Here is a 21,160-nt window from a genome sequence, read left to right as displayed (position 1 = left end):
CCTCTGATGGGGTCTGCTCTCTTTTTCCTTTTGTGCTTGGCGGTTGTCCACATAATCGTGAAATGGAGTGATGGCATGGAATGCGGCGGTTTCGATAAGGTGATCATTGTTGAAGGCAGTTCCGACAGGAAGAAGGTTGCCTCCGTTTTGAATGAAGATGTGGAAATTAGGTGTACGAATGGAACCATTTCAATAACAAAGCTTGATGAATTGGTCGAGGAATTGATGGACCGGGATGTGTACCTCCTTTTTGATGCGGATGAATCAGGGGAAAGGCTGCGAAAGCAATTTCGAAGGGAAATGCCGGAAGCGAACCACCTTTACATCAATAAAATGTACAAAGAAGTGGAAAGCTCACCGGAACATCATATTGCAATCGTACTTCTATCTGCCAACATGAATGTTAAAATGAAATTTTTAAGTTAAAGGGTGAACGACGTAGTGATGCAGGAGTGGAATGAGGAAGCGTGCAGGGTTGCCATAGAAAATGGGGAAACCTTTTGCCTATATTTATATACGCCTTTGTGCGGCACATGTCAGGTCGCCTCTAAAATGCTGGAGATATCGTTGCAATTATTCCCCGAAATGATGGCAGGGAAAATGAATATGAACTATGTCCAAACGATGGCCGAAACATATGAGATCGAAAGTGTGCCCTGTTTATTGCTGTTCAAGGAAGGACAGCTGGATAAAAAAATATATGCCTTTCAATCCGTTCCATACCTGTATGGATTGCTTAAGGAAATCAGCTGACAAACCCAACCGGAAACCGGTTTGGGTTCTTGGCCTTATGGCAAGCAAATGCAAAGGTAAAATAAATAAAAAAAGAATATTCTAACAATTCATTGACTGATAAATGGTAAAATGCTATATTTTGAATGTGGAAAAACAAAATTCAATAGTTCTTATCAAGAGTGGCGGAGGGACTGGCCCGACGAAGCCCGGCAACCGGTATACATATATATACGGTGCTAATTCCAGCAGAGTGTTGACTCTGGAAGATGAGGTGTGTATGAAAGCCTCTTCTTGTGGAAGTGGTTTTTTTGTATGAGTTAAGAACCGTTCCCAAGGCCGCTACATTTTCAATGAAATCCATAAAGGAAGAGGAGAAGCCGTATGACAGATAAAAAATTGCGTTTTGAAACATTGAGTGTTCATGGTGGCCTGCAAAGTGATGAGACTGGAGCTCGTGCCGTTCCGATATACCAGAGCAATGCTTACTTATTCAAGGATACCGATCATGCAGCCAATTTATTTGGTTTAAAGGAAACAGGATATATATACACAAGGCTCCATAATCCGACGGTCAGCGTTTTCGAGGAGAGGATGGCTTTATTGGAAGGGGGAATCGGCGGATTGGCAACTGCAAGCGGAATGGCTGCCATATCCCTGTCAATCCTGAATATTGCCGGTGCAGGAGATGAAATCGTTTCGGCCTCGACCTTATATGGCGGAACGTATAACCTTTTTGAAAACACCCTTCCTAAATACGGAATTAAAGTGAAATTCGTCTCTCCTGATGACCCTGAGAATTTTAGGAGGGCGATTACGCCTAGAACAAAGGCCATATTCGCTGAAACGATTGGCAATCCGAGTTTGCGGGTGCTCGATATTGAAGCGGTGGCAAAGATCGCCCACGAAGCCCACATCCCATTGATCATCGATAACACCTTCGCTACGCCGTATCTATGCAGACCGCTCGATTTTGGTGCGGATATCGTCATCCATTCCGCTACGAAGTGGCTTTTGGGAAATGGGACGACATTAGGTGGCGTCATCGTCGACGGAGGCAAGTTCAATTGGAATTCGCCGAACTTCCCTGGTTTCACCGAGCCTGATCCGAGCTACGATGGCCTGGTCTATGCCGATGCAGTCGGCCCGGCGGCATTCATTACGAAAGCGAGGGTACAATTGCTCCGTGATCTGGGTCCGGCGCTAAGTGCCCAAAGTGCTTTCCAATTCACGCTTGGTCTAGAAACACTGCATGTCAGGATGAAAGAGCATCTTGCAAACACGAGGACCGTCATTCAATACTTGAAAAACCACCCTGCAGTGAAATGGGTATCATATCCAGGCAGTGAAGATCATCCAGATAAGCCGCTTGCGGATAAATATCTGCCTAAGGGGGCTGGAGCCGTGGTGACCTTCGGGATACAAGGAGATCGCGAAGCAGGGGCAAGGCTCATCAATTCGGTGGAATTATGGTCACATGTAGCGAATGTGGGGGATGCGAAGAGTTTAATCATCCACCCTGCCAGCACCACCCATCAACAGCTGAATGATGCTGGCTTGGTAAAATCCGGAGTGAGCGCCGATCAAGTCCGGCTATCGATTGGAATCGAAAATGTGGATGACTTAATAGAAGATTTGGAACAGGCAATTGAAAAAGCTACGGAAACCGTTTCATTGACATCCAAATCACTTTGAGTATATAGCCCTGAATTTTTTTGTTTTAGAAATAATATACATTGCGCTCCTTTTTTATCTGTGATAAAATTTCTCCATACTAATGAACATAATGATGTACAAATATTCTATATATTAGCTCTTATCAAGAGAGGTGGAGGGATGTGCCCGATGAAGCCCGGCAACCGACAAGGAGATTTTTTCCTTGGAAAGGTGCCAATTCACACAAAGTGCAAACACTTTGGAAGATGAGAGGAAGGCCAGCTTTTTCACCTGCCTTTCTGCTCATGCAGAAAGGTTTTTTTATTCTTCAATTTAGGAAACCATAAGCATGTGCAGCTGGTTTGGTAAATGATTAAGCTGGATGATGTACAAAGTAAACTAAGTTCATGGGTTTTATAGGATAAAAGAGGTGAGCAACAATGATTACATTGACCAAAGTCAGTAAGCTGTTTCGGACAGGTAAGGGGAATGGCGAGACGATCAAGGCTGTAAATAACGTGAACGTTGAAATAAATAAAGGTGAAATTTTTGGCATCATTGGCTACAGCGGGGCAGGAAAAAGTACGCTGATCAGAATGCTCAATGGCTTGGAGACACCTACCGAGGGATCGGTTGTCGTCGCAGATAAAGAAATTTCCAAGATCAAAGGGGCTAAGCTCCGTAAGGCACGCCAGGAAATCAGCATGATATTCCAGCATTTCAATCTATTATGGTCAAGGACCGTCCAGGATAATATCTCCTTCCCGTTGGAAATTGCAGGCGTTCCGAAATTTGAAAGGATGAAGCGTGTCAATGAATTGATCAAACTAGTCGGGCTTGAAGGCAGGGAAAAGGCGTATCCTTCTCAGCTAAGCGGAGGGCAAAAGCAAAGGGTCGGAATTGCAAGGGCCCTGGCCAATGATCCGAAAGTGCTGCTGTGTGATGAAGCGACTTCCGCTCTTGACCCTCAGACCACTGACTCCATCCTCGAATTGCTCGTTGATATCAATCAGCGGCTTGGGTTGACGATTGTCTTGATCACGCATGAAATGCATGTAATCCGCAAGATATGTCATCGTGTGGCCGTGATGGAAAACGGGCAGGTCGTCGAGCAAGGTCCGGTCCTCGATGTGTTCAGGAACCCTCGGGAACAAATGACGAAGCGCTTCGTGCAGCAGGTTACGGAGCCGGAAGAGACGAAGGAAACGATGGATCATCTGTTCGAACGCTTCCCTGCAGGTAAAGTGATTCAATTGACCTTTGTCGGCGATCATGTGGAAAGCCCATTGATAACCAAGCTCGTGCGCAACTTCGAGTTGGACGTTAATATCGTTCAAGGTAAAATATCGCAAACCAGAAGCGGCTCATATGGAACGTTGTTCATTCACCTTGACGGCAAAGAGGATGAAATGCTCCGCGCAATCGAATTCATTAAAGCACAGCAGGTAGGCGTGGAGGTGATCACTCATGCTTGAAGAATTATTGCCGAATGTAGATTGGGAAAAAATGATGGAGGCAACAAAAGAAACCTTGTATATGACAAGCATCTCTGTAGTGGCCACGTTCTTTATCGGCATACTATTAGGCTTGGTCCTGTTCTTGACAGGGAAAGGGAATATGTGGCAAAACCGGGTCGTGAATGGGATCATCAGTGCTCTCGTCAATATTTTCCGATCGATTCCATTTATTATTTTGATTGTATTGCTCATTCCTTTCACCAAAGCGCTCGTCGGTTCGATGATCGGCGAAAATGCGGCTCTGCCGGCACTCATTATCGGCGCAGCACCGTTTTATGCACGAATGGTGGAAATCGGCCTTCGGGAAATCGATAAAGGTGTAATCGAAGCCGCTAAATCGATGGGGGCCAAAACGAGTACGATCATTTGGAAGGTGCTTCTGCCAGAGTCGATGCCCGCCCTCGTTTCAGGGATCACGGTAACATCGATTGCATTAGTCGGCTATACCGCCATGGCTGGGGTCATCGGTGCAGGCGGTCTTGGAAATCTAGCCTATTTGGAAGGTTACCAAAGAAGTCAAAATGACGTTACGCTTGTAGCGACAATCGTTATTCTAATTATCGTCTTCATAATTCAGATTATTGGAGATGTGATTACATCTAAATTGGACAAAAGATAAAGGGAGATGAATGGGATGAAGAAGTTTTTAGGTTTTGCGTTAATCTTAGTGTTATCGATTGCTTTGGCAGCTTGCGGAAGTGATAAGGATAAAAAAAGCGGCGGCGATACCGAGAAATTGGTCGTAGGGGCATCCAATGTACCACATGCAGAAATTCTGGAAAAAGCGAAGCCGATCCTTAAAGAAAAAGGCATCGACTTGGAAATCAAAACATTCCAGGACTATGTTTTACCGAATAAGGCGTTGAACGACAAGGAGTTGGATGCGAACTATTTTCAGCATTTACCTTTCTTAGAGTCTGCAATTAAAGAAAATGGTTATGATTTCGTTAATGCGGGCGGTATTCATATCGAGCCAATCGGTTTATATTCACAAAAATACAAAAGCATCGATAAGCTTCCTGAAGGAGCAACGATCATTTTAAGCAGCTCCGTCGCTGACCATGGCCGTGCTTTATCCATGTTGGAAAAAAATGGCCTCATCAAGCTGAAAGAAGGCATCGACAAAACGACTGCGACAACGAAAGATATCATCGAAAATAAGAAAAACCTTAAATTCGACGCTGAATATGAAGCGGCATTACTTCCAAAGATCTATGAAAGCGGAGAAGGCGATGCGGTATTGATCAACTCCAACTATGCAATTGATGCAGGCTTGAATCCATTGAAAGATTCGATCGCGATTGAAGATTCAGAATCACCATATGTGAATGTCATTGCTGTAAACAAAGGTGATGAAAATAAAAAATCAATCAAGACACTTGTGGAAGTATTACATTCCAAAGAAATTAAAGATTTCATCCTTAAAGAATACAAAGGTGCGGTTGTGCCAGCGGATAAATAATCCAATAAGAAGGCTCCGGAATGATTTCATTCCGGAGTTTTTTTGATAACAGTTGGTTTGAGGCGATATGCACTCGCGATCGGCACCTTATTGGCTGTTGAGTCCTTTGAAATATCGCCATGGCCAGAGCCTCCCGAAACATTGGGTAAGGGGAAAGGGAATCTAATTTAATTCCATTTTCAAGCAGTGTGCAGCGAAACAACTTCCTACCCTTAGAAAAACGAAATCCACCCCGCATTACCACGCCGATTGGAAATGGAACGGAAGGCGTGAGACTTCTGCGGGAAATGCGGTGAAGGGGAGACCATGCAGGCGCAAGCCAAGGAGGCTCCCCTACCGCCAACAGTGACATGCAACGGATCATGTACAAAATACCCAAAACCTTGGGTATTTGGGTTATGGAGATTTTATCTACATTAACTTGTAATGTTTAATCATGAAAGTGAAGGGTAAAGAAATAAAGAAGGCAATAAATTGATTCACAAATTTGAAAGGATGGTTCACTATCAATACTCTAGATTTGAATGTAACAAGCGAAATGGAAAAGGCGATGCAGTCTTCACATGGGATTGGCTACAGTGAGTACAGTAGAAACTTAGACCTCCGGATCGAGGTTGAGAAGGAACGAGATAGGGAACACGAAAAATGCAACCAAATGGTCAAGGACTTACAACGGAAAATTCACGCCTAAGTATATAAAAAAGAATTCTTTAAAAGATCGGTCTGTAGAGGTAAAATGGTAAGTGGTCCAGAAAATAAGGATATCCTTATTCGAGGCAGCTTACATAATGCCCAACAGCCCGATTTTTTTATTTTTCATGCGGAGCGATCTTATTTTGCATTCTAAGCTCTGTGTATTTATCGAATAATAAGATTATTTCAACAAAGGATAAAAAAGTCTTATTTTGCTGGAAATGGGCAATAACTGTTAGTATCCTGATAATTGGACAGGTTTTCACCATGCAAGAAGTGTAAACCCTCTCTATATTAGTTGATTCCAAATTGGATTTGTTATAAAATTGGAATGAGAATAAAGTGAGAATGTTTTTACGATAATTATAGTTGAGAAAGTTAACCTTACTTTCTGGTAATAAAATAGGAATTAGTTCACGGAGGTATTATTATGTCAGCTTCTACATTAACGATTAAAGATCTTCACGTATCAATCGAAGGCAAAGAGATTTTAAAAGGGGTAAACCTTGAAGTTAAGGGCGGGGAAATCCATGCGATCATGGGACCGAACGGAACTGGTAAATCGACATTATCATCAGCGATCATGGGTCACCCAAAATATGAAGTAACTAGCGGAAGCATCACATTCGATGGTGAGGATGTTTTGGAAATGGAAGTCGACGAGCGTGCTCGTGTCGGTCTATTCCTTGCGATGCAATACCCAAGTGAAATCAGCGGTGTTACGAACGCTGACTTCTTACGTTCTTCCATCAACGCACGCCGCGAAGAGGGCGATGAGATTTCGTTGATGAAATTCATCCGTCAAATGGATCAAAAAATGGAATTCCTTGAAATGGATGAAGATATGGCGCAACGTTACCTAAACGAAGGATTCTCAGGCGGAGAGAAAAAACGTAATGAAATCCTTCAATTAATGATGATCGAACCTAAAATCGCGATCTTGGATGAGATTGACTCAGGGCTTGATATCGATGCACTTAAAGTCGTTTCCAAAGGGATCAACGAAATGCGCGGAGAAGACTTTGGCTGCTTAATCATCACCCACTACCAACGTCTATTAAATTACATCACTCCTGATTTTGTCCATGTCATGATGCAAGGACGCGTCGTGAAGTCAGGTGGACCTGAGCTTGCTGCCCGTTTGGAAGCGGAAGGCTATGATTGGATCAAACAAGAATTGGGCATTGAAGACGAAACTGTTGGCGAAGAAGCGTAAGTAGGAGGATTTGCAATGACTACAGAAACGAAATTACCGTTTGAACAAGAGGATATCAGCTCTTATTCAGCTAAAAATAATGAGCCAGCCTGGCTTTCGGAGCTTCGGATCCAAGCTTTTTCGGAATTAGATAAGCTGCCGATGCCTAAGCCGGATAAAACGAAAATCGACAAATGGAATTTTACTTCCTTCAAGAACCATGCGGTTGAAAGTGAAGCTTTTGCTTCTTTGGAAGAGCTTCCGGAAGAAATTAAATCCATCATTGAAGAAAATGGAAACTTATACATTCAACGCAACAACACGCCGGCATTTATCAACTTGACTGCCGATGTTAAGGAACAGGGCGTCATTTTCACGGATATTCTCACGGCAGCTCGTGAGCATTCGGATCTCGTGCAAAAATATTTCATGAAAGACGGCGTTAAAATAGATGAGCATCGTTTAACGGCACTGCATGCTGCATTGATCAATGGGGGAGCATTCCTTTATGTTCCGAAAAACGTGGAACTCGCAGAGCCGATCCAATCGGTTTTCTTATTGGATAATCCAGATGCCACACTTTTCAATCATGTATTGATCGTAGCGGAAGATAATAGCTCGGTGACATATGTAGAGAACTATTTCTCTAGTGTCGAATCCAATGAAGGAATCGCCAATATCGTAACCGAAGTATTCGCAAATGCAAATGCGAAAGTGGAATACGGAGCGGTCGATACCCTTTCAAAAGGATTTACGACCTATGTTAATCGCCGTGGCGTGGCAGCACGTGATGCCCATATCGAATTTGCCCTTGGCCTGATGAATGACGGCAATACGATTTCGGATAATATAACGTACCTGATGGGCGATGGCTCACATGGGGACACTAAGTCCGTTGTAGTCGGCCGCGGAGAGCAAAAGCAAAACTTCACGACTGCCATCATCCATTATGGCAAGCGTTCCGAGGGACATATCCTTAAACACGGTGTCGTGAAGGACAGTGCCTCCACGATTTTCAACGGAATCGGAAAAATAGAGTATGGTGCGACTAAGGCCAATGCCGAGCAGGAATCTCGCGTACTCATGCTTAGTGATAAAGCTCGTGGCGATGCCAACCCGATCCTTCTGATTGATGAAGACGACGTAACGGCTGGTCACGCCGCTTCAGTCGGCCGTGTCGATCCGCTTCAGCTGTATTATTTAATGAGCCGTGGTATTACCAAGAAAGAAGCCGATCGCCTTGTCATTCACGGATTCTTGGCCCCTGTTGTCAACCAGCTTCCAATTGAGGGAGTTAAGAAGCAATTAGTGGCGGTCATTGAAAGGAAAGTACAGTAATGAACCCATACGAAATTCGTAAGCTTTTTCCAATATTAGATCAAGAAGTCAACGGTCAGCCATTAGTTTATTTGGATAGTGCTGCAACCTCACAAAAACCGGCTGCAGTGATTGAAGCGATTGAGCAATATTACCGCGGGTACAACTCGAATGTTCACCGCGGGGTGCATACACTGGGAACAAAAGCTACGGATGCGTATGAAGGTGCACGTGAAAAGGTACGCAAATTCATTCATGCTTCTTCTACAGAAGAAATCATCTTCACAAGGGGTACGACGACTTCTTTAAATACGGTAGCAAGAAGTTACGGTGGAGCCAATGTTAAGGAAGGTGACGAAATCGTCATCTCCTACATGGAGCATCATAGTAATATCATCCCGTGGCAGCAGCTTGCAAAGGATAAAGGCGCTGTACTGAAGTATATACCGCTTCAGGAGGATGGAACGATCTCCCTTGATGATGCAAGGGCTACAATCACCGAAGCAACGAAAATCGTTTCCATCATGCAGGTCTCGAATGTACTTGGCGTTATCAATCCTGTGAAGGAAATCGCGAAAATCGCCCATGAGCACGGAGCGATCATGGTTGTCGACGGTGCGCAAAGCACCCCGCATCTAAAAGTCGATGTCCGCGATTTGGATTGCGATTTCTTCGCCTTCTCGGGACATAAAATGGTCGGACCGACTGGTATCGGCGTACTATATGGTAAAAAAGAACTTCTTGAAAAAATGGAGCCGGTCGAATTCGGCGGAGAGATGATCGATTTTGTAGGGCTTTATGAGTCTACATGGAAAGAACTCCCGTGGAAATTCGAAGGAGGTACCCCGATCATTGCCGGTGCCATCGGTCTTGGGGCCGCCATCGATTTCTTGGAGGAAATCGGCTTGGATCATATAGAGCGTCATGAACACAGACTGGCGGCATATGCAATCGAGAAAATGTCTGCAGTTGAAGGCTTGACCATTTACGGTCCCAAGGACGCGGAGAAGCGTGCTGGCGTAGTGACATTTAATATCGATGATGTACATCCACATGACGTCGCCACCGTTCTTGATGCAGATGGAATAGCTGTTCGTGCCGGTCATCACTGCGCCCAGCCATTAATGAAATGGCTTGACGTATCATCGACAGCAAGGGCAAGCTTCTATCTTTATAACACGGAAGAAGATATTGATAAGCTTGTGTCCGGACTTGTTAAAACGAAGGAGTATTTCAGCAATGTCTTTTGATAACTTAGATACACTTTACCGCCAGGTCATCATGGATCACTACAAGAAGCCGCGTAATAAAGGCATGCTTGAGGATGGAAGCATGACCATCGATATGAACAATCCAACTTGCGGCGATCGGATCCGTTTGACGATGAAGATTGAAGCTGGAAAAGTCAGCGATGTAAAATTCGATGGTGATGGCTGTTCCATATCCATGAGTTCAGCTTCCATGATGACACAAGCAATTAAGGGCAAAGATATACAAGAGGCCCTGGCGATGTCCGACACCTTTTCTTTAATGATCCAAGGAAAGGAATACGATGATTCAATTGACCTTGGGGATATTGAAGCCCTTCAGGGTGTATCCAAATTCCCAGCCAGAATCAAGTGTGCCACTTTAGCTTGGAAGGCCATGGAAAAGGGATTGAAGGAATAATTAACGAGAATGAGCTGTTGTAATTCAGCCATTTGAAATGGAGGAATACGAGCTATGGCAAAGAAAATGCCTGATATTGGCGATTATAAATATGGCTTTGCGGACAAAGATGTTTCCATCTTCCGTTCAAAGCGTGGTCTTACTGAAGAAATCGTGGAAGAAATTTCACGCATGAAAAATGAACCGCAATGGATGCTTGATTTCCGCTTGAAATCATTGAAGCATTTCTACAATATGCCGATGCCTCAATGGGGCGGGGATTTGAATAGCTTGAACTTTGATGAAATCACTTATTATGTCAAGCCTTCAGAGAAATCAGAGAAATCATGGGATGAAGTTCCTGATGAAATCAAGCAGACTTTCGATAAATTGGGAATTCCTGAAGCGGAACAGAAATATCTTGCAGGGGTATCCGCCCAATATGAATCAGAAGTGGTTTACCACAGCATGAAAGAGGAATTGGAAGAGATGGGGATCGTATTTAAAGATACGGACTCAGCCCTTCGTGAAAATGAAGATATCTTCCGTGAGCATTTCGGCAAAACGATTCCTCCAACCGACAATAAGTTCGCGGCATTGAACTCAGCTGTCTGGTCTGGCGGATCTTTCATCTATGTACCAAAAGGCATAAAAGTGGATACTCCGCTTCAAGCTTATTTCCGGATTAACTCGGAAAACATGGGTCAATTCGAACGTACATTGATCATTGTCGATGAAGGCGCATCCGTTCACTATGTAGAGGGCTGTACAGCACCTGTCTACACGACGAACTCCCTTCATAGTGCGGTTGTTGAAATCGTCATTAAAAAGGATGCCTACTGCCGTTACACGACGATCCAAAACTGGGCAAACAACGTATTCAATTTGGTTACGAAACGTGCGGTATGTGATGCCAATGCTACAATGGAATGGATCGATGGCAACATCGGCTCCAAGTTGACGATGAAATACCCTGCCGTCATCCTAAAGGGTGAAGGCGCTCGCGGTATGACATTATCGATTGCCATTGCCGGTAAAGGACAGCACCAAGATGCAGGGGCAAAAATGACGCATCTTGCGCCTAATACTTCATCAACGATCGTATCCAAATCAATATCCAAACAAGGCGGAAAAGTAACCTACCGCGGAATCGTCCATTTCGGGCGCAAAGCGGACGGAGCCCGTTCGAATATTGAATGTGATACGCTAATCATGGATAATCAGTCTACATCTGATACAATCCCTTACAATGAAATCTTGAATGATAACATCTCCCTTGAGCATGAAGCGAAGGTTTCCAAAGTATCGGAAGAGCAATTGTTCTACCTGATGAGCCGCGGAATCTCTGAGCAAGAAGCAACGGAAATGATCGTAATGGGCTTCATCGAGCCATTTACAAAAGAACTTCCAATGGAATATGCGGTCGAAATGAACCGTCTGATCAAGTTCGAAATGGAAGGCTCCATCGGATAAATTTAATACAGGAATCTTGAAACGAGCAATTATGTGCCGATTCAGATTACCACTAAGTGAAGGAGACGGACTTTAAAGTTCGTCTTCTTTTTAATTTGTCTATGTAAACCAATTGAGGTTTGATGATAAAGAAAATAAAGAATGGTAATAAATTCTTATATGTAAAATTATTCATAATAAAATAAATATTGACAAAAAATCATTGGTAAATATAAACTAAAAGTACTAGATTTGTAGTTGGTTTTCATAAAAAATAAAGTTGGGAGTGATAATTTTACTAAAAAAAATTAGGTTAATATTAATAATTTTCTTTGTATTTTTGTTTCCTATATTTTTCATCGGTTTAAATAATGACCAGAGTATAGAGGAGAATTTACAAGTTGAATCATTAGTTACATTAAAGAAACAGCAAATTGAAACTCATAAGAAGATTTTCAACTATAATTCTAGCTTTGAACCTAAGTCAATATCAAAGGGTAAGGTTGTAGTCGCTGTTTTAGATAGTGGAATTAATCATAATCACACTGATCTAAAAGGTATAGTTAAAAAAAGTTATAATGCTTTGGTTGACTCGTACGATTTGTCTGATAATTTTGGTCATGGGACAGCAATTGCTGGATTAATAGCGTCTAAAGATGATGGTAGTATAGGCGTTTCAAAAAACGTCTTTATTTATTCCGTTAAAGTCATTCAAGATAACGGAGAAGTAAATGTAAGCGATTTCACAAGGGGGTTACGGTGGGCGATAGATGAGGATGTAGATGTAATTAATGTAAGTTTAGGTTTCAATTCAGGTTTTAATGAATTAAAAGATATTGTAGATGAAGCGGTTAATAAAGGGATTATCATTGTTGCATCAAGTGGAAACACTAATGGTTTGAACGCACAGTATCCAGCAAGGTTTGAAAATGTAATCTCAGTTGGAGTTGTGAACGAACAACTTTTACCTACTAAATTATCTGCAATTGGGAAAATAGACTTTGTAGCTCCTGGTATTAATTTAATAACTTTAGATCATCGTGGAGGATATTCTCAATTTAGTGGAAGCTCATTTTCAACAGCATTAGTGTCAGGGGTAATTGCAGAAAATCTAAATAGTCTAGATTTTAATAAAGATAAAAATACATTTCCTGAGATTATGGACTTACTTAAAAAAAATTCAATAAGTATAAACCATAATAAAGAGATAGTTGGTAATGGAGTACCGACATTTCCATAGGAGGTTCAATTAAGATGAAAAAAAATATAGTATTATTACTTTTATTCACTTTATTTATTTCAATATTGCCTAATAAAATGAGTGCTAATAGTGAGAGTATAATGGGTGAAGAACAAATAAAAGAACTCAAAGAAAATATAGAATCTGAATTATTAGATGAAAATATAGAACTAGAAGGATTTGATCTCTCTAGTGAAGAGTTGGTTTTAGAGGCTTCTGTAGAAAATGCTTTAGGGGAGTCTGGATTTATCAAGGTAGTAGTAGAACCAGGGGCAGAGTTTATTACCCTTTATACAGAAGAGATTGATGAATCTAGTGAATTAGAAAGTAAAGAATATCAAGTTCCATTAAGCGAATTAGAATATAGTACATTAGATAATGAGATTGAAAACGTAACGATCATCGATACAGATACAGGTGAAAAATTCAATTATAATTCAGAAAAAGGAAACCCATCACTAGCATTTTTAATTCCTATTGGAATTGCTATGAGTCCAGCGGTATTAACTGCATTATTCCATACGGGGGCTATGATTATTGTTGGTGGTAGTGCTTTTGTAATAGCTACACAAGCAAAAAAAGATAAGAAATATAGTCATTTTCAAGCGACTGTAAAAAGTGGTGGGGTATATATTGGTAAAGGACTTTCTAAATCTGCGGCTATTTCCAGAATGAAATCTAAGAAAGTTACATGGTCAGTCTCAAGTAATCAAGCAAAAGGTGTAGCACAAGGCGCTAATTCTTCAGGTAAGCCATTTGCAGAAGTGGATAAGAGCGGTGGTAAACCTAAAAAAGGATATTATTGGCATTGGCATCCTTATAAAAAAACGCCAAATGCTCATGCTTTTTATGGGGGACCTGTTAAATGATGGGGGTGTATTATGAATTTTAATTATGAGGAGATTTATAAGAAGTACTTAAAAAATAAACAAAGTTTGGTTTTTAATAAAGAAGAGATCGTAACTAGGGTGAAGCGAAAGTTCAAGGCAGAGGAATTTAGTAAAGCGGAAATTCTTGATTTGCCAAGGGACGAGCATTTTGAGTATGAGAAGATATTTCTTTGCCTCAAAATATGTGATAGTGAAGTGTTGAAAAAAGTCTTCCTGCCTCATGAACTAAAATTTCATGAAGAACAACGTCAGGACAATCGACGCCATCCACTTAAAAAAAGTAAAAGGAAAAAAAACTGGCTCGATCAAAATTATAATCAAATGATTATCGATGAACATGAAGGCAGGAGAATCGATATTGTAATTGAAAGTAAAGATGGACAGTATGTTTCTGAATTTAAGGTGAAAGCTAGATGTGATTATCTGGATGGATATCTTAATTCTTTAATGGTAGGTGCGAAGTTGTTCCATGGAACGGCAGAGTTTGAAGAGAATATAGATGATTATTATTTTAAATTCTATCTGGAGAATTTAGTGAAATACAATATGATAGGATGAAGCATATTAATTTTAAAATTGTGTAATCCGGACCTTGATTCATAAAACTTGATGCGATCTGAAAAGAGTATTATCATTAAACTAAAAAATAAGGACTTAAAAGATTGTCAGCTTCAATCGATTAAGTTCGAAATGGAAGGCTCCATCGGAGAATGATCGGGTGCCTGTAAGGCGATAGAGCATAACCATTCATACGAAAGCCTGCCGGGGAGACTTGGCAGGTTCTTTCGTTTTAAAAGGGAAGGCAGGCCGGCATTACGTCAAGATTAAATTCGCCTTTGCAGGGGTAAAAATATAGCAGGGGAAGCCTGTCCAAAGAGAGGGGATGGTACAGATGATTTATGTTGGGGTGACTGGCTGGGGCGATCATGATCGTTTGTATGAGGGCGGTGTGTCTCAGCGTGATAAACTGAAGGAGTACGGGGCTCATTTTCCTATTGTGGAGGTGGATGCTTCGTTTTATGCGGTTCAGCCAAAGCGAAACAGTGAAAAGTGGGTAGCCGAGACGCCTGCCTCCTTTCAATTTGTCGTTAAAGCGTATCAGGGGATGACAGGTCATCAGCGCGGGGAAATTCCATTTGAAAGTAAAAAGGAGATGTTCAAAGCCTTTCGTGATTCCCTTGAGGCTTATGATACGGCAGGTAAGCTCGCGATGGTCCTGCTTCAATTTCCACCATGGTTTGACTGTAAAAGGGAGAATGTCGATTATTTACGGTGGTGCAAGCTTGAGATGGGCGACACGCCAATTGCTATAGAGTTCCGGAATCAAAGCTGGTACAGACCCGGCATGATTCAGCAAACCTTGGAATTTCTCGAAAAGGAAGGCTGGATTCATACGATATGTGATGAACCGCAGGCTGGGGAGGGCTCGGTTCCTATCGTCCTCCAGGCCACGGATCGCGATAAAACCTTGATACGCTTCCATGGCCGAAACCTGCATGGTTGGCAGAAGAAGCATGCGGGGGACAATTGGCGAGAGGTCAGGTATTTATACCGTTATAATCATCGTGAATTGACTGAATGGGTGGCGAATATCAGGAAGTTGGAAGATCAGAGTAAGGATTTATATGTCCTTTTCAATAATAACTCAGGCGGGGACGCTGCCGATAATGCCAAGCAGTTGATCGAGCTCCTCGACATAGAATATGAAGGTCTGGCCCCCAGGCAGCTTGGTTTGTTTTAAGCGGAGTTATATAATGAATGAAACAGCACGACTCACAACAAGGTAAAGGCGGATTTGTACATGGTTTGGTTGATATTGGTAAGTATTGGCTTGATAGCGGGAACAATCGGCTCGCTTGTCGGTCTGGGAGGCGGCATCATCATTGTGCCTTCCCTTTTGTATTTTGGTACATCGGCGCATATAATCGATGAACTGACACCACAAGTTGCGGTAGGCGTTTCTACCGTGATCATGATTTTCACCGGTTTATCCTCCACTTTAGCCTATGTAAAGCATAAGGTGGTCGATTATAAGGCCGGCTTGATTTTCTTCATTGGCGGCGCCCCTGGCGGCATAATTGGGGCCTATGTGAATAAAAGCCTGAATATCGAAGCCTTCTCCTTATATTTTGGCATGTTCATGGTATTCATGGCCATGGTTTTATTGGTGAAGGACCGCTTGAAGCCGATGGTTTTCAAGCCGGGAAAAGGGAAAATCGTCAAAACGCATAAAACTGAAAGTGGACAGGCGTTTACATATGGATACCATCCGGTGGCAGCGGTATTGATTTCATTTGTTGTTGGATTTTGCTCCGGATTATTTGGAATAGGCGGGGGTGCCTTGATGGTTCCCGTGATGATGCTGCTTTTCTTCTTCCCGCCGCATATGGCGGTGGCAACTTCCATGTTCATGGTATTTCTATCGTCCATCACGAATTCGATCACCCATATTTCACTTGGGAATATCAATTGGCTCTATGCTTTAGCCCTGATTCCAGGCGCTTGGTTCGGTGCCAAATTGGGGGCCATGATCAATACGCGGCTCAAGAGTGCGTCGCTGGAAAATATGTTGAAAATAGTACTGATAATCATTGGTTTACGTCTGATATACCAAGGGATTACCGGATAAGCGAGGAGGAAGGAAATGATGTCGGAAATCATTCATTTATATCACACCAATGATCTTCATAGTCATTTCGAGAATTGGCCTCGTATCGAGAAGTTTCTTAAGGAAAGAAGGGAACTTCATCAAGAAACGGGTGAAGAAGCGATCATATTCGATATAGGTGATCATGTGGATCGTTGGCATCCTTATACGGAAGGCACCTTAGGTAAGGGGAATATTGAATTGCTCAATGAAGCGGGCTACCAATATGTGACCATTGGCAATAATGAAGGGATCACTTTGCCTCATGAAGGGTTGGATTCCTTATATGATCATGCAGATTTCAAGGTCCTGGCAGCGAACATCTATTACCGGAATCATCAAAGGCCGGAATGGGCGCTTCCGTATTGGATCCATACAACGGCAAAGGGCACGAGGATTGCACTGATTGGTTTGACTGCCTTTTTTCAAAAGTTCTACTCCGCGATGGACTGGGAACTGACTGAACCATTCGAGGAATTAAAAGAACAGCTTGAAGAGATTAAGGCCAAGGCGGATGTCATCATCATCCTTTCACACTTGGGCATCCATGACGACGAAAGGATGGCAACGGACTTTCCGCAGATTGATGTCATCCTTGGCGCGCATACCCACCATATCCTTCATCAGGGGAAGCTGGTCAATGATGTGCTCCTATGCGGTGCCGGAAAATATGGATTTTATGTGGGACAGGTTGAACTGACCATCGATCATGACAAGCGGATTTCCAAGAAAAATGCGATTCTATATGATACCAATGACTTTTTGGAATTGGAGGATGAACGTTCCTGGGTTGAAGCCATTTACATGGGAGGCGGTAAAACGCTGAACGAGGTCGTGGTGAACTTGCCAGAGCCGCTCGAAAATGATTGGTTCAACGTAAGCATCCTTACGAAAATCCTTGGGGAGGCGCTAAGGGAATGGAGCAAAGCTGATTGCACCTTCTTGAATGCCGGGCTCCTGCTGGATGGGCTGCCGAAGGGGCCAGTCACCAAAGGGGATATCCATCGGATTTGTCCGCATCCGATCAATCCTTGCGTGGTTGAAGTCAACGGAAAGGAATTAAAAGAAATTCTCCTGCAATCGAGAAATGAGGAATGGCCCCATATCCAGGTGAAGGGCTTTGGCTTCAGGGGTAAAATCATGGGAGTCATGCATTATGATCATATTGAATTCGTAGAAATCGAGAACGGAATCGTAAAAGCGATCCTGGTGAATGGAGAACAACTGCGGGCGGATCAGACCTATAAACTGGCGATTCCTGATATGTTCACGTTCGGGCATTTCTTTCCGAGCATTCAGCGATCGAATCGCAAGGAATACCTATTACCTGAATTCCTGCGGGATATTCTCGCCTGGAAGCTGAAAAAAATATATGCAGATGCCTAAAGCAAAATCACGGTTTCGCCCTTTTTTTCATAATGTATGAGGAAGAAAGGGGCGAAACCATTTTGATAAGCATGATACCAATAATACTAGACAGTCATACCTTCTTGGCTATTTCTGTCCGGCTTCCGAAAACCAATTTGCTTGCTGTGGCGTCCGAAAAAGGGTATATAATGTGCGGCGCCTTAGATGTGGGGCTGCTCAATGAAAAATTAAGTGACCGTAAAATCCTTGCAGGCAGGGCCACAGGGGTAAAGTCGATTGAAGAGCTTTTGGATGCACCGCTTGAATCGGTAACGTGGGAAGCGGAGGCAAAGGGCATTTATCCAGGAATGATCGGTAAAGAGGCATTGATCAGAATGATTTGAAAAAGGGGGCTTTCTTTTATCCAGAAGGGGCCCTTTGTTCATTTCACCAAGTTTTTCAGATATTTTTCAATAAATATTTTTAAACGGATTCATTTATGTAGATATGTTCCGATAATCCTTATAAAGGAAAGAAACGGGTTTATACCAAATCTTGAATGGGGAAATGGAGTACAAGTATGAGGCTAGCTATTACAAAGTCCTTAAGCCCTGGATCCAGGCTCGGAAAAAACATTTATAATGAGCGGGGCCATATCCTATTATGCGAGGGACTGACACTAACACAGAAAATGATCGAACGACTGGTTTCCTTGAATATTCCCTTTGTCTACATTCAAGATCCAAGGACAGATGACATTATACCAATGCCACCAGTTTCCGGGAAGCTTAGGAGAGAAGCGATCAATACGATTGAATCGACGTTCCAGGATATGAAGGACAAAATCAACCTGGATGCATCGTTCACGATAGAGCAGGCTAACGTCAAGTTCACCCAATTGGTCCGCAGCATCATGAAAGAGCTGAAAAGCAATAAAGAACTCATGACATTATTGGCGGATGTATATACATACGATGATTATATCTTCACTCACTCCTTTAACGTCACCTTATATACACTGGCAATCGGGTTGGAACTGAATATAAACGAAAAAAACCTGGAGATACTTGGTTTGGGAGCGATCTTGCATGATGTCGGTAAAATGCTTGTCCCGTTAGATATCCTCCGGAAACCCGGTAAGCTGACGGAGCAGGAGTTCGAACAAATCCAGAAGCATGCCGAATACGGCTTCCATCTAATCAAGAATATCCATACCGTCTCGCTTATCGTTGCCAATTGTGCCTACCAGCACCATGAAAGGTTGGATGGCTCTGGATATCCACGCGGGATCAAAGGGGACGAAATCCATTACTTTTGTAAAATCATTGCCGTTGCAGACGTGTTCGATGCCGTAACCTCCAATCGGGTTTACCGTAAGGCGATGCTGCCGCATGAAGGGCTGGAGGTCCTTTATGCAGGGGTCGGGAAAAAGTTCGATAATACGATCATCGAAGCCTTCCGCAGAGCTGTCGCCATCTACCCGAACGGTCTATCCGTAGAATTGAATGATGGGAGAAAAGGGGTCGTATCCGCTCAAAATGAAGGGATAGGAGACCGTCCGATGATAAGGATCCTCGAGGAAAATGGGGAACAAATCAAAGAACCCTATGAAGTGGACCTGAATAAGAACCTGCATTTGCTGATCATGAAATGCTTGAATATACAAGAACCAGCCTAATACCCTTAGTAAGGGCATTCTTTAAAAAGGACGAAGACATGCTGCCTGCTTTTTTGCAGACGGCATTTTTTTGCACTTACTACTCAGTGCGGTGGGATGGAACGGATTTTCTAAGGTTGAGTTACTCGCCAATTTACCTGCTTTACTCGCGAATTAAGCCACTTTACTCGCGAGTTTCGTGCCGTTACTCGCGAGTTTACCAGCTTTACTCGCGAATTTGAGCTTTGCCCCAATATGAGGCAGATTCTCATAAAAATTGCGCTTTTCACAGGGCATTGGGTCCGTTTCATGCGCAATTCGTGCTTTAAGCTCAGGTTCATCGTATCATTCCTGCTTTTTTTCACCAATACGGAGCCGTTACTCGCGAATTAAGCCACTTTACTCGCGAGTTTCGTGCTTTTACTCGCGAATTTGAGCTTTGCCCCCAATATGAGGCAGATTCTCATAAAAATTGCGCTTTTCACAGGGAATTGGGTCCGTTTCATGCGCAATTCGTGCTCTAAGCTCAGGTTCATCGTATCATTCCTGCTTTTTTTCACCAATACGGAGCCGTTACTCGCGAATTAAGCCACTTTACTCGCGAGTTTCGTGCTTTTACTCGCCAATTTACCTGCTTTACTCGCGAATTTGAGCTTTGCCCCCAATATGAGGCAGATTCTCATAAAAAATGCGCTTTTCACAGGGCATTGGGTCCGTTTCATGCGCATTTCGTGCTTTAAGCTCAGGTTCATCGTATCATTCCTGCTTTTTTTCACCAATACGGAGCCGTTACTCGCGAATTAAGCCACTTTACTCGCGAGTTTCGTGCCTTTACTCGCCAATTTACCTGCTTTACTCGCGAGTTTCGTGCTTTTACTCGCGAATTTGAGCTTCAGTTTGGCAACGCGTCCATTCCATAGGGTACGTTTTTTATGGTACGCTTGTTTTTTCATTTCTTGTTTTCCTTCATGATGGCAGGCGCGACGGTCCCATTGCCATTACTGAAGTAACTTGGTACATCACCTTCGATCAGTAAGCTGCCGACTGTCACTTCCTGGCTGACCTTGGTCTCTTTCGTGAAAGAGGGGATGACGATTTGGATGTTGACGTCAAAATCAACGATCAGTTCATAATAAACATTATTAATGCCTGCATTCGTCAGTTTTGTACGCAGGTCGGACTCAACGTTGCCGATGACGGACATTTTCACTGGAATTTCAGGTCCGTAGTTGGAAAGGAGGTTATTTCCGGTTACGACGCCTAAAGGTATATAGTAGACAACGCTTTTATATTGTTCGTCATTAATTTTGGCTGAACCCGTTTTAAACGGATTTCCCTGCTTGATGCCGAGCTTCCTTTGAATGTCGTTCGTGATGTTAGCGCGCAATTTACTGTATATGACTGGATTGAAGCTATAGGAGGAGCTGACGCCTTCGCTGCCTTTATTGTTGGTGATGATTTCCTTCATATCAATCTTGGAGATATTCTCATCGACCGATTCATGGATTGTTTCCGTGGCAATCCGCTTAATTTCATTTTCGGCTACATTCATGATTATAGGTTCGATGGTTTTATCAACGTACCAAAGCGTCATGATGCTTGATATGATAAAAAGGATGAATGAATATAGAAATACTTTTCGGGTGGGAAGAGGCCCCTTTTTTTTGAATTTCATTGGGCGAAATCTTTTTCGGAACACGCTTTAGCC

General features: G+C 42.8%; 24 protein-coding genes and 2 riboswitches. Of the genes, 20 read left to right on the top strand and 4 right to left on the bottom strand.

The window, feature by feature from the left end; all coding sequences use genetic code 11:
* The first annotated feature begins 75 nt into the window (after positions 1–75).
* The 20 genes from QNI08_RS15310 (at position 76) to QNI08_RS15220 (ending at position 19,473) form a co-directional block, all read left to right on the top strand.
* Complete coding sequence (locus QNI08_RS15310) at positions 76–426, top strand: toprim domain-containing protein (protein ID WP_285768369.1); 351 nt, start codon at positions 76–78, stop codon at positions 424–426.
* 18 nt (positions 427–444) lie between these two features.
* Entirely contained in the window at positions 445–753 is a 309-nt protein-coding gene (locus QNI08_RS15305) for a thioredoxin family protein (RefSeq protein WP_285768368.1), read from the top strand.
* Between the two features lie 149 nt (positions 754–902).
* Positions 903–1,008: riboswitch (SAM riboswitch) on the top strand.
* Positions 1,009–1,116: 108 nt separating this feature from the next.
* Positions 1,117–2,427 (top strand): O-acetylhomoserine aminocarboxypropyltransferase/cysteine synthase family protein, encoded by a 1,311-nt coding sequence (locus QNI08_RS15300; protein ID WP_285768272.1) that lies wholly within the window; start codon positions 1,117–1,119, stop codon positions 2,425–2,427.
* 118 nt (positions 2,428–2,545) lie between these two features.
* A riboswitch (SAM riboswitch) is annotated at positions 2,546–2,661 on the top strand.
* Positions 2,662–2,828: 167 nt separating this feature from the next.
* Positions 2,829–3,863 (top strand): methionine ABC transporter ATP-binding protein, encoded by a 1,035-nt coding sequence (locus QNI08_RS15295; RefSeq protein WP_285768271.1) that lies wholly within the window; start codon positions 2,829–2,831, stop codon positions 3,861–3,863.
* On the top strand, positions 3,856–4,524 hold the full coding sequence (locus tag QNI08_RS15290) for a methionine ABC transporter permease (protein WP_285768270.1): 669 nt from the start codon (positions 3,856–3,858) through the stop codon (positions 4,522–4,524). The genes QNI08_RS15295 and QNI08_RS15290 overlap by 8 nt, the downstream gene beginning before the upstream one ends.
* A gap of 15 nt (positions 4,525–4,539) precedes the next feature.
* Positions 4,540–5,367 carry a MetQ/NlpA family ABC transporter substrate-binding protein gene (locus QNI08_RS15285; RefSeq protein WP_285768269.1) on the top strand — a complete coding sequence of 276 codons (828 nt, stop codon included), beginning with the start codon at positions 4,540–4,542 and terminating at the stop codon, positions 5,365–5,367.
* Between the two features lie 538 nt (positions 5,368–5,905).
* Positions 5,906–6,058 carry a YuzK family famiily protein gene (locus QNI08_RS22595; RefSeq protein WP_483313785.1) on the top strand — a complete coding sequence of 51 codons (153 nt, stop codon included), beginning with the start codon at positions 5,906–5,908 and terminating at the stop codon, positions 6,056–6,058.
* 432 nt (positions 6,059–6,490) lie between these two features.
* Positions 6,491–7,276, top strand: a complete 786-nt coding sequence (gene sufC / locus QNI08_RS15280) for a Fe-S cluster assembly ATPase SufC (RefSeq protein WP_285768268.1) — start codon at positions 6,491–6,493, stop codon at positions 7,274–7,276.
* Between the two features lie 15 nt (positions 7,277–7,291).
* Complete coding sequence (gene sufD, locus QNI08_RS15275; protein WP_285768267.1) at positions 7,292–8,593, top strand: Fe-S cluster assembly protein SufD; 1,302 nt, start codon at positions 7,292–7,294, stop codon at positions 8,591–8,593.
* Positions 8,593–9,822 carry a cysteine desulfurase gene (locus QNI08_RS15270; protein ID WP_285768266.1) on the top strand — a complete coding sequence of 410 codons (1,230 nt, stop codon included), beginning with the start codon at positions 8,593–8,595 and terminating at the stop codon, positions 9,820–9,822. Before sufD ends, QNI08_RS15270 begins: the two co-directional genes overlap by 1 nt.
* Positions 9,812–10,240, top strand: coding sequence for a Fe-S cluster assembly sulfur transfer protein SufU (gene sufU, locus QNI08_RS15265; RefSeq protein ID WP_285768265.1), 429 nt, complete (start codon positions 9,812–9,814; stop codon positions 10,238–10,240). The genes QNI08_RS15270 and sufU overlap by 11 nt, the downstream gene beginning before the upstream one ends.
* Positions 10,241–10,294: 54 nt before the next feature.
* Entirely contained in the window at positions 10,295–11,692 is a 1,398-nt protein-coding gene (sufB, locus tag QNI08_RS15260) for a Fe-S cluster assembly protein SufB (protein ID WP_285768264.1), read from the top strand.
* 265 nt (positions 11,693–11,957) lie between these two features.
* Complete coding sequence (locus tag QNI08_RS15255) at positions 11,958–12,911, top strand: S8 family peptidase (RefSeq protein WP_285768263.1); 954 nt, start codon at positions 11,958–11,960, stop codon at positions 12,909–12,911.
* A 14-nt stretch (positions 12,912–12,925) separates the two neighbouring features.
* Complete coding sequence (locus QNI08_RS15250) at positions 12,926–13,780, top strand: hypothetical protein (RefSeq protein ID WP_285768262.1); 855 nt, start codon at positions 12,926–12,928, stop codon at positions 13,778–13,780.
* Between the two features lie 12 nt (positions 13,781–13,792).
* On the top strand, positions 13,793–14,359 hold the full coding sequence (locus QNI08_RS15245) for a hypothetical protein (protein ID WP_285768261.1): 567 nt from the start codon (positions 13,793–13,795) through the stop codon (positions 14,357–14,359).
* Between the two features lie 334 nt (positions 14,360–14,693).
* Positions 14,694–15,542, top strand: coding sequence for a DUF72 domain-containing protein (locus QNI08_RS15240; protein ID WP_285768260.1), 849 nt, complete (start codon positions 14,694–14,696; stop codon positions 15,540–15,542).
* Between the two features lie 60 nt (positions 15,543–15,602).
* A complete protein-coding gene (locus QNI08_RS15235; protein ID WP_285768259.1) occupies positions 15,603–16,430 on the top strand; it encodes a sulfite exporter TauE/SafE family protein in 828 nt (275 codons plus the stop codon).
* 15 nt (positions 16,431–16,445) lie between these two features.
* Complete coding sequence (locus QNI08_RS15230) at positions 16,446–17,834, top strand: bifunctional metallophosphatase/5'-nucleotidase (RefSeq protein ID WP_352231225.1); 1,389 nt, start codon at positions 16,446–16,448, stop codon at positions 17,832–17,834.
* A gap of 71 nt (positions 17,835–17,905) precedes the next feature.
* Positions 17,906–18,199, top strand: coding sequence for a YunC family protein (locus tag QNI08_RS15225; protein ID WP_483313784.1), 294 nt, complete (start codon positions 17,906–17,908; stop codon positions 18,197–18,199).
* A 176-nt stretch (positions 18,200–18,375) separates the two neighbouring features.
* Positions 18,376–19,473: an HD-GYP domain-containing protein gene (locus tag QNI08_RS15220; RefSeq protein WP_285768257.1), complete on the top strand. Its 1,098-nt coding sequence runs from the start codon at positions 18,376–18,378 to the stop codon at positions 19,471–19,473.
* 368 nt (positions 19,474–19,841) lie between these two features.
* Here the strand turns inward: QNI08_RS15220 and QNI08_RS15215 are convergent, their stop codons facing one another.
* The 4 genes from QNI08_RS15215 to yunB are packed head-to-tail and all read right to left on the bottom strand — an operon-like array spanning position 19,842 to position 21,127.
* Positions 19,842–19,988, bottom strand: coding sequence for a hypothetical protein (locus QNI08_RS15215; RefSeq protein ID WP_285768256.1), 147 nt, complete (start codon positions 19,986–19,988; stop codon positions 19,842–19,844).
* 48 nt (positions 19,989–20,036) lie between these two features.
* Positions 20,037–20,204, bottom strand: coding sequence for a hypothetical protein (locus tag QNI08_RS15210; RefSeq protein ID WP_285768255.1), 168 nt, complete (start codon positions 20,202–20,204; stop codon positions 20,037–20,039).
* Positions 20,205–20,252: 48 nt separating this feature from the next.
* The gene (locus QNI08_RS15205; RefSeq protein ID WP_285768254.1) at positions 20,253–20,405 is read right to left on the bottom strand and encodes a hypothetical protein; all 153 of its coding nucleotides are present in this window, start codon (positions 20,403–20,405) and stop codon (positions 20,253–20,255) included.
* A complete protein-coding gene (yunB, locus tag QNI08_RS15200; protein ID WP_285768253.1) occupies positions 20,402–21,127 on the bottom strand; it encodes a sporulation protein YunB in 726 nt (241 codons plus the stop codon). The genes QNI08_RS15205 and yunB overlap by 4 nt, the downstream gene beginning before the upstream one ends.
* Positions 21,128–21,160 lie beyond the last annotated feature (33 nt).

Origin of the sequence: Peribacillus folii, assembly GCF_030271255.1 — a bacterium.
In the GTDB taxonomy this organism is placed as follows: Bacteria; Bacillota; Bacilli; order Bacillales; family DSM-1321; genus Peribacillus.
The sequence above is the reverse complement of the archived record's forward strand: the minus strand, read 5'-3'. Positions and strand labels throughout refer to the sequence as shown.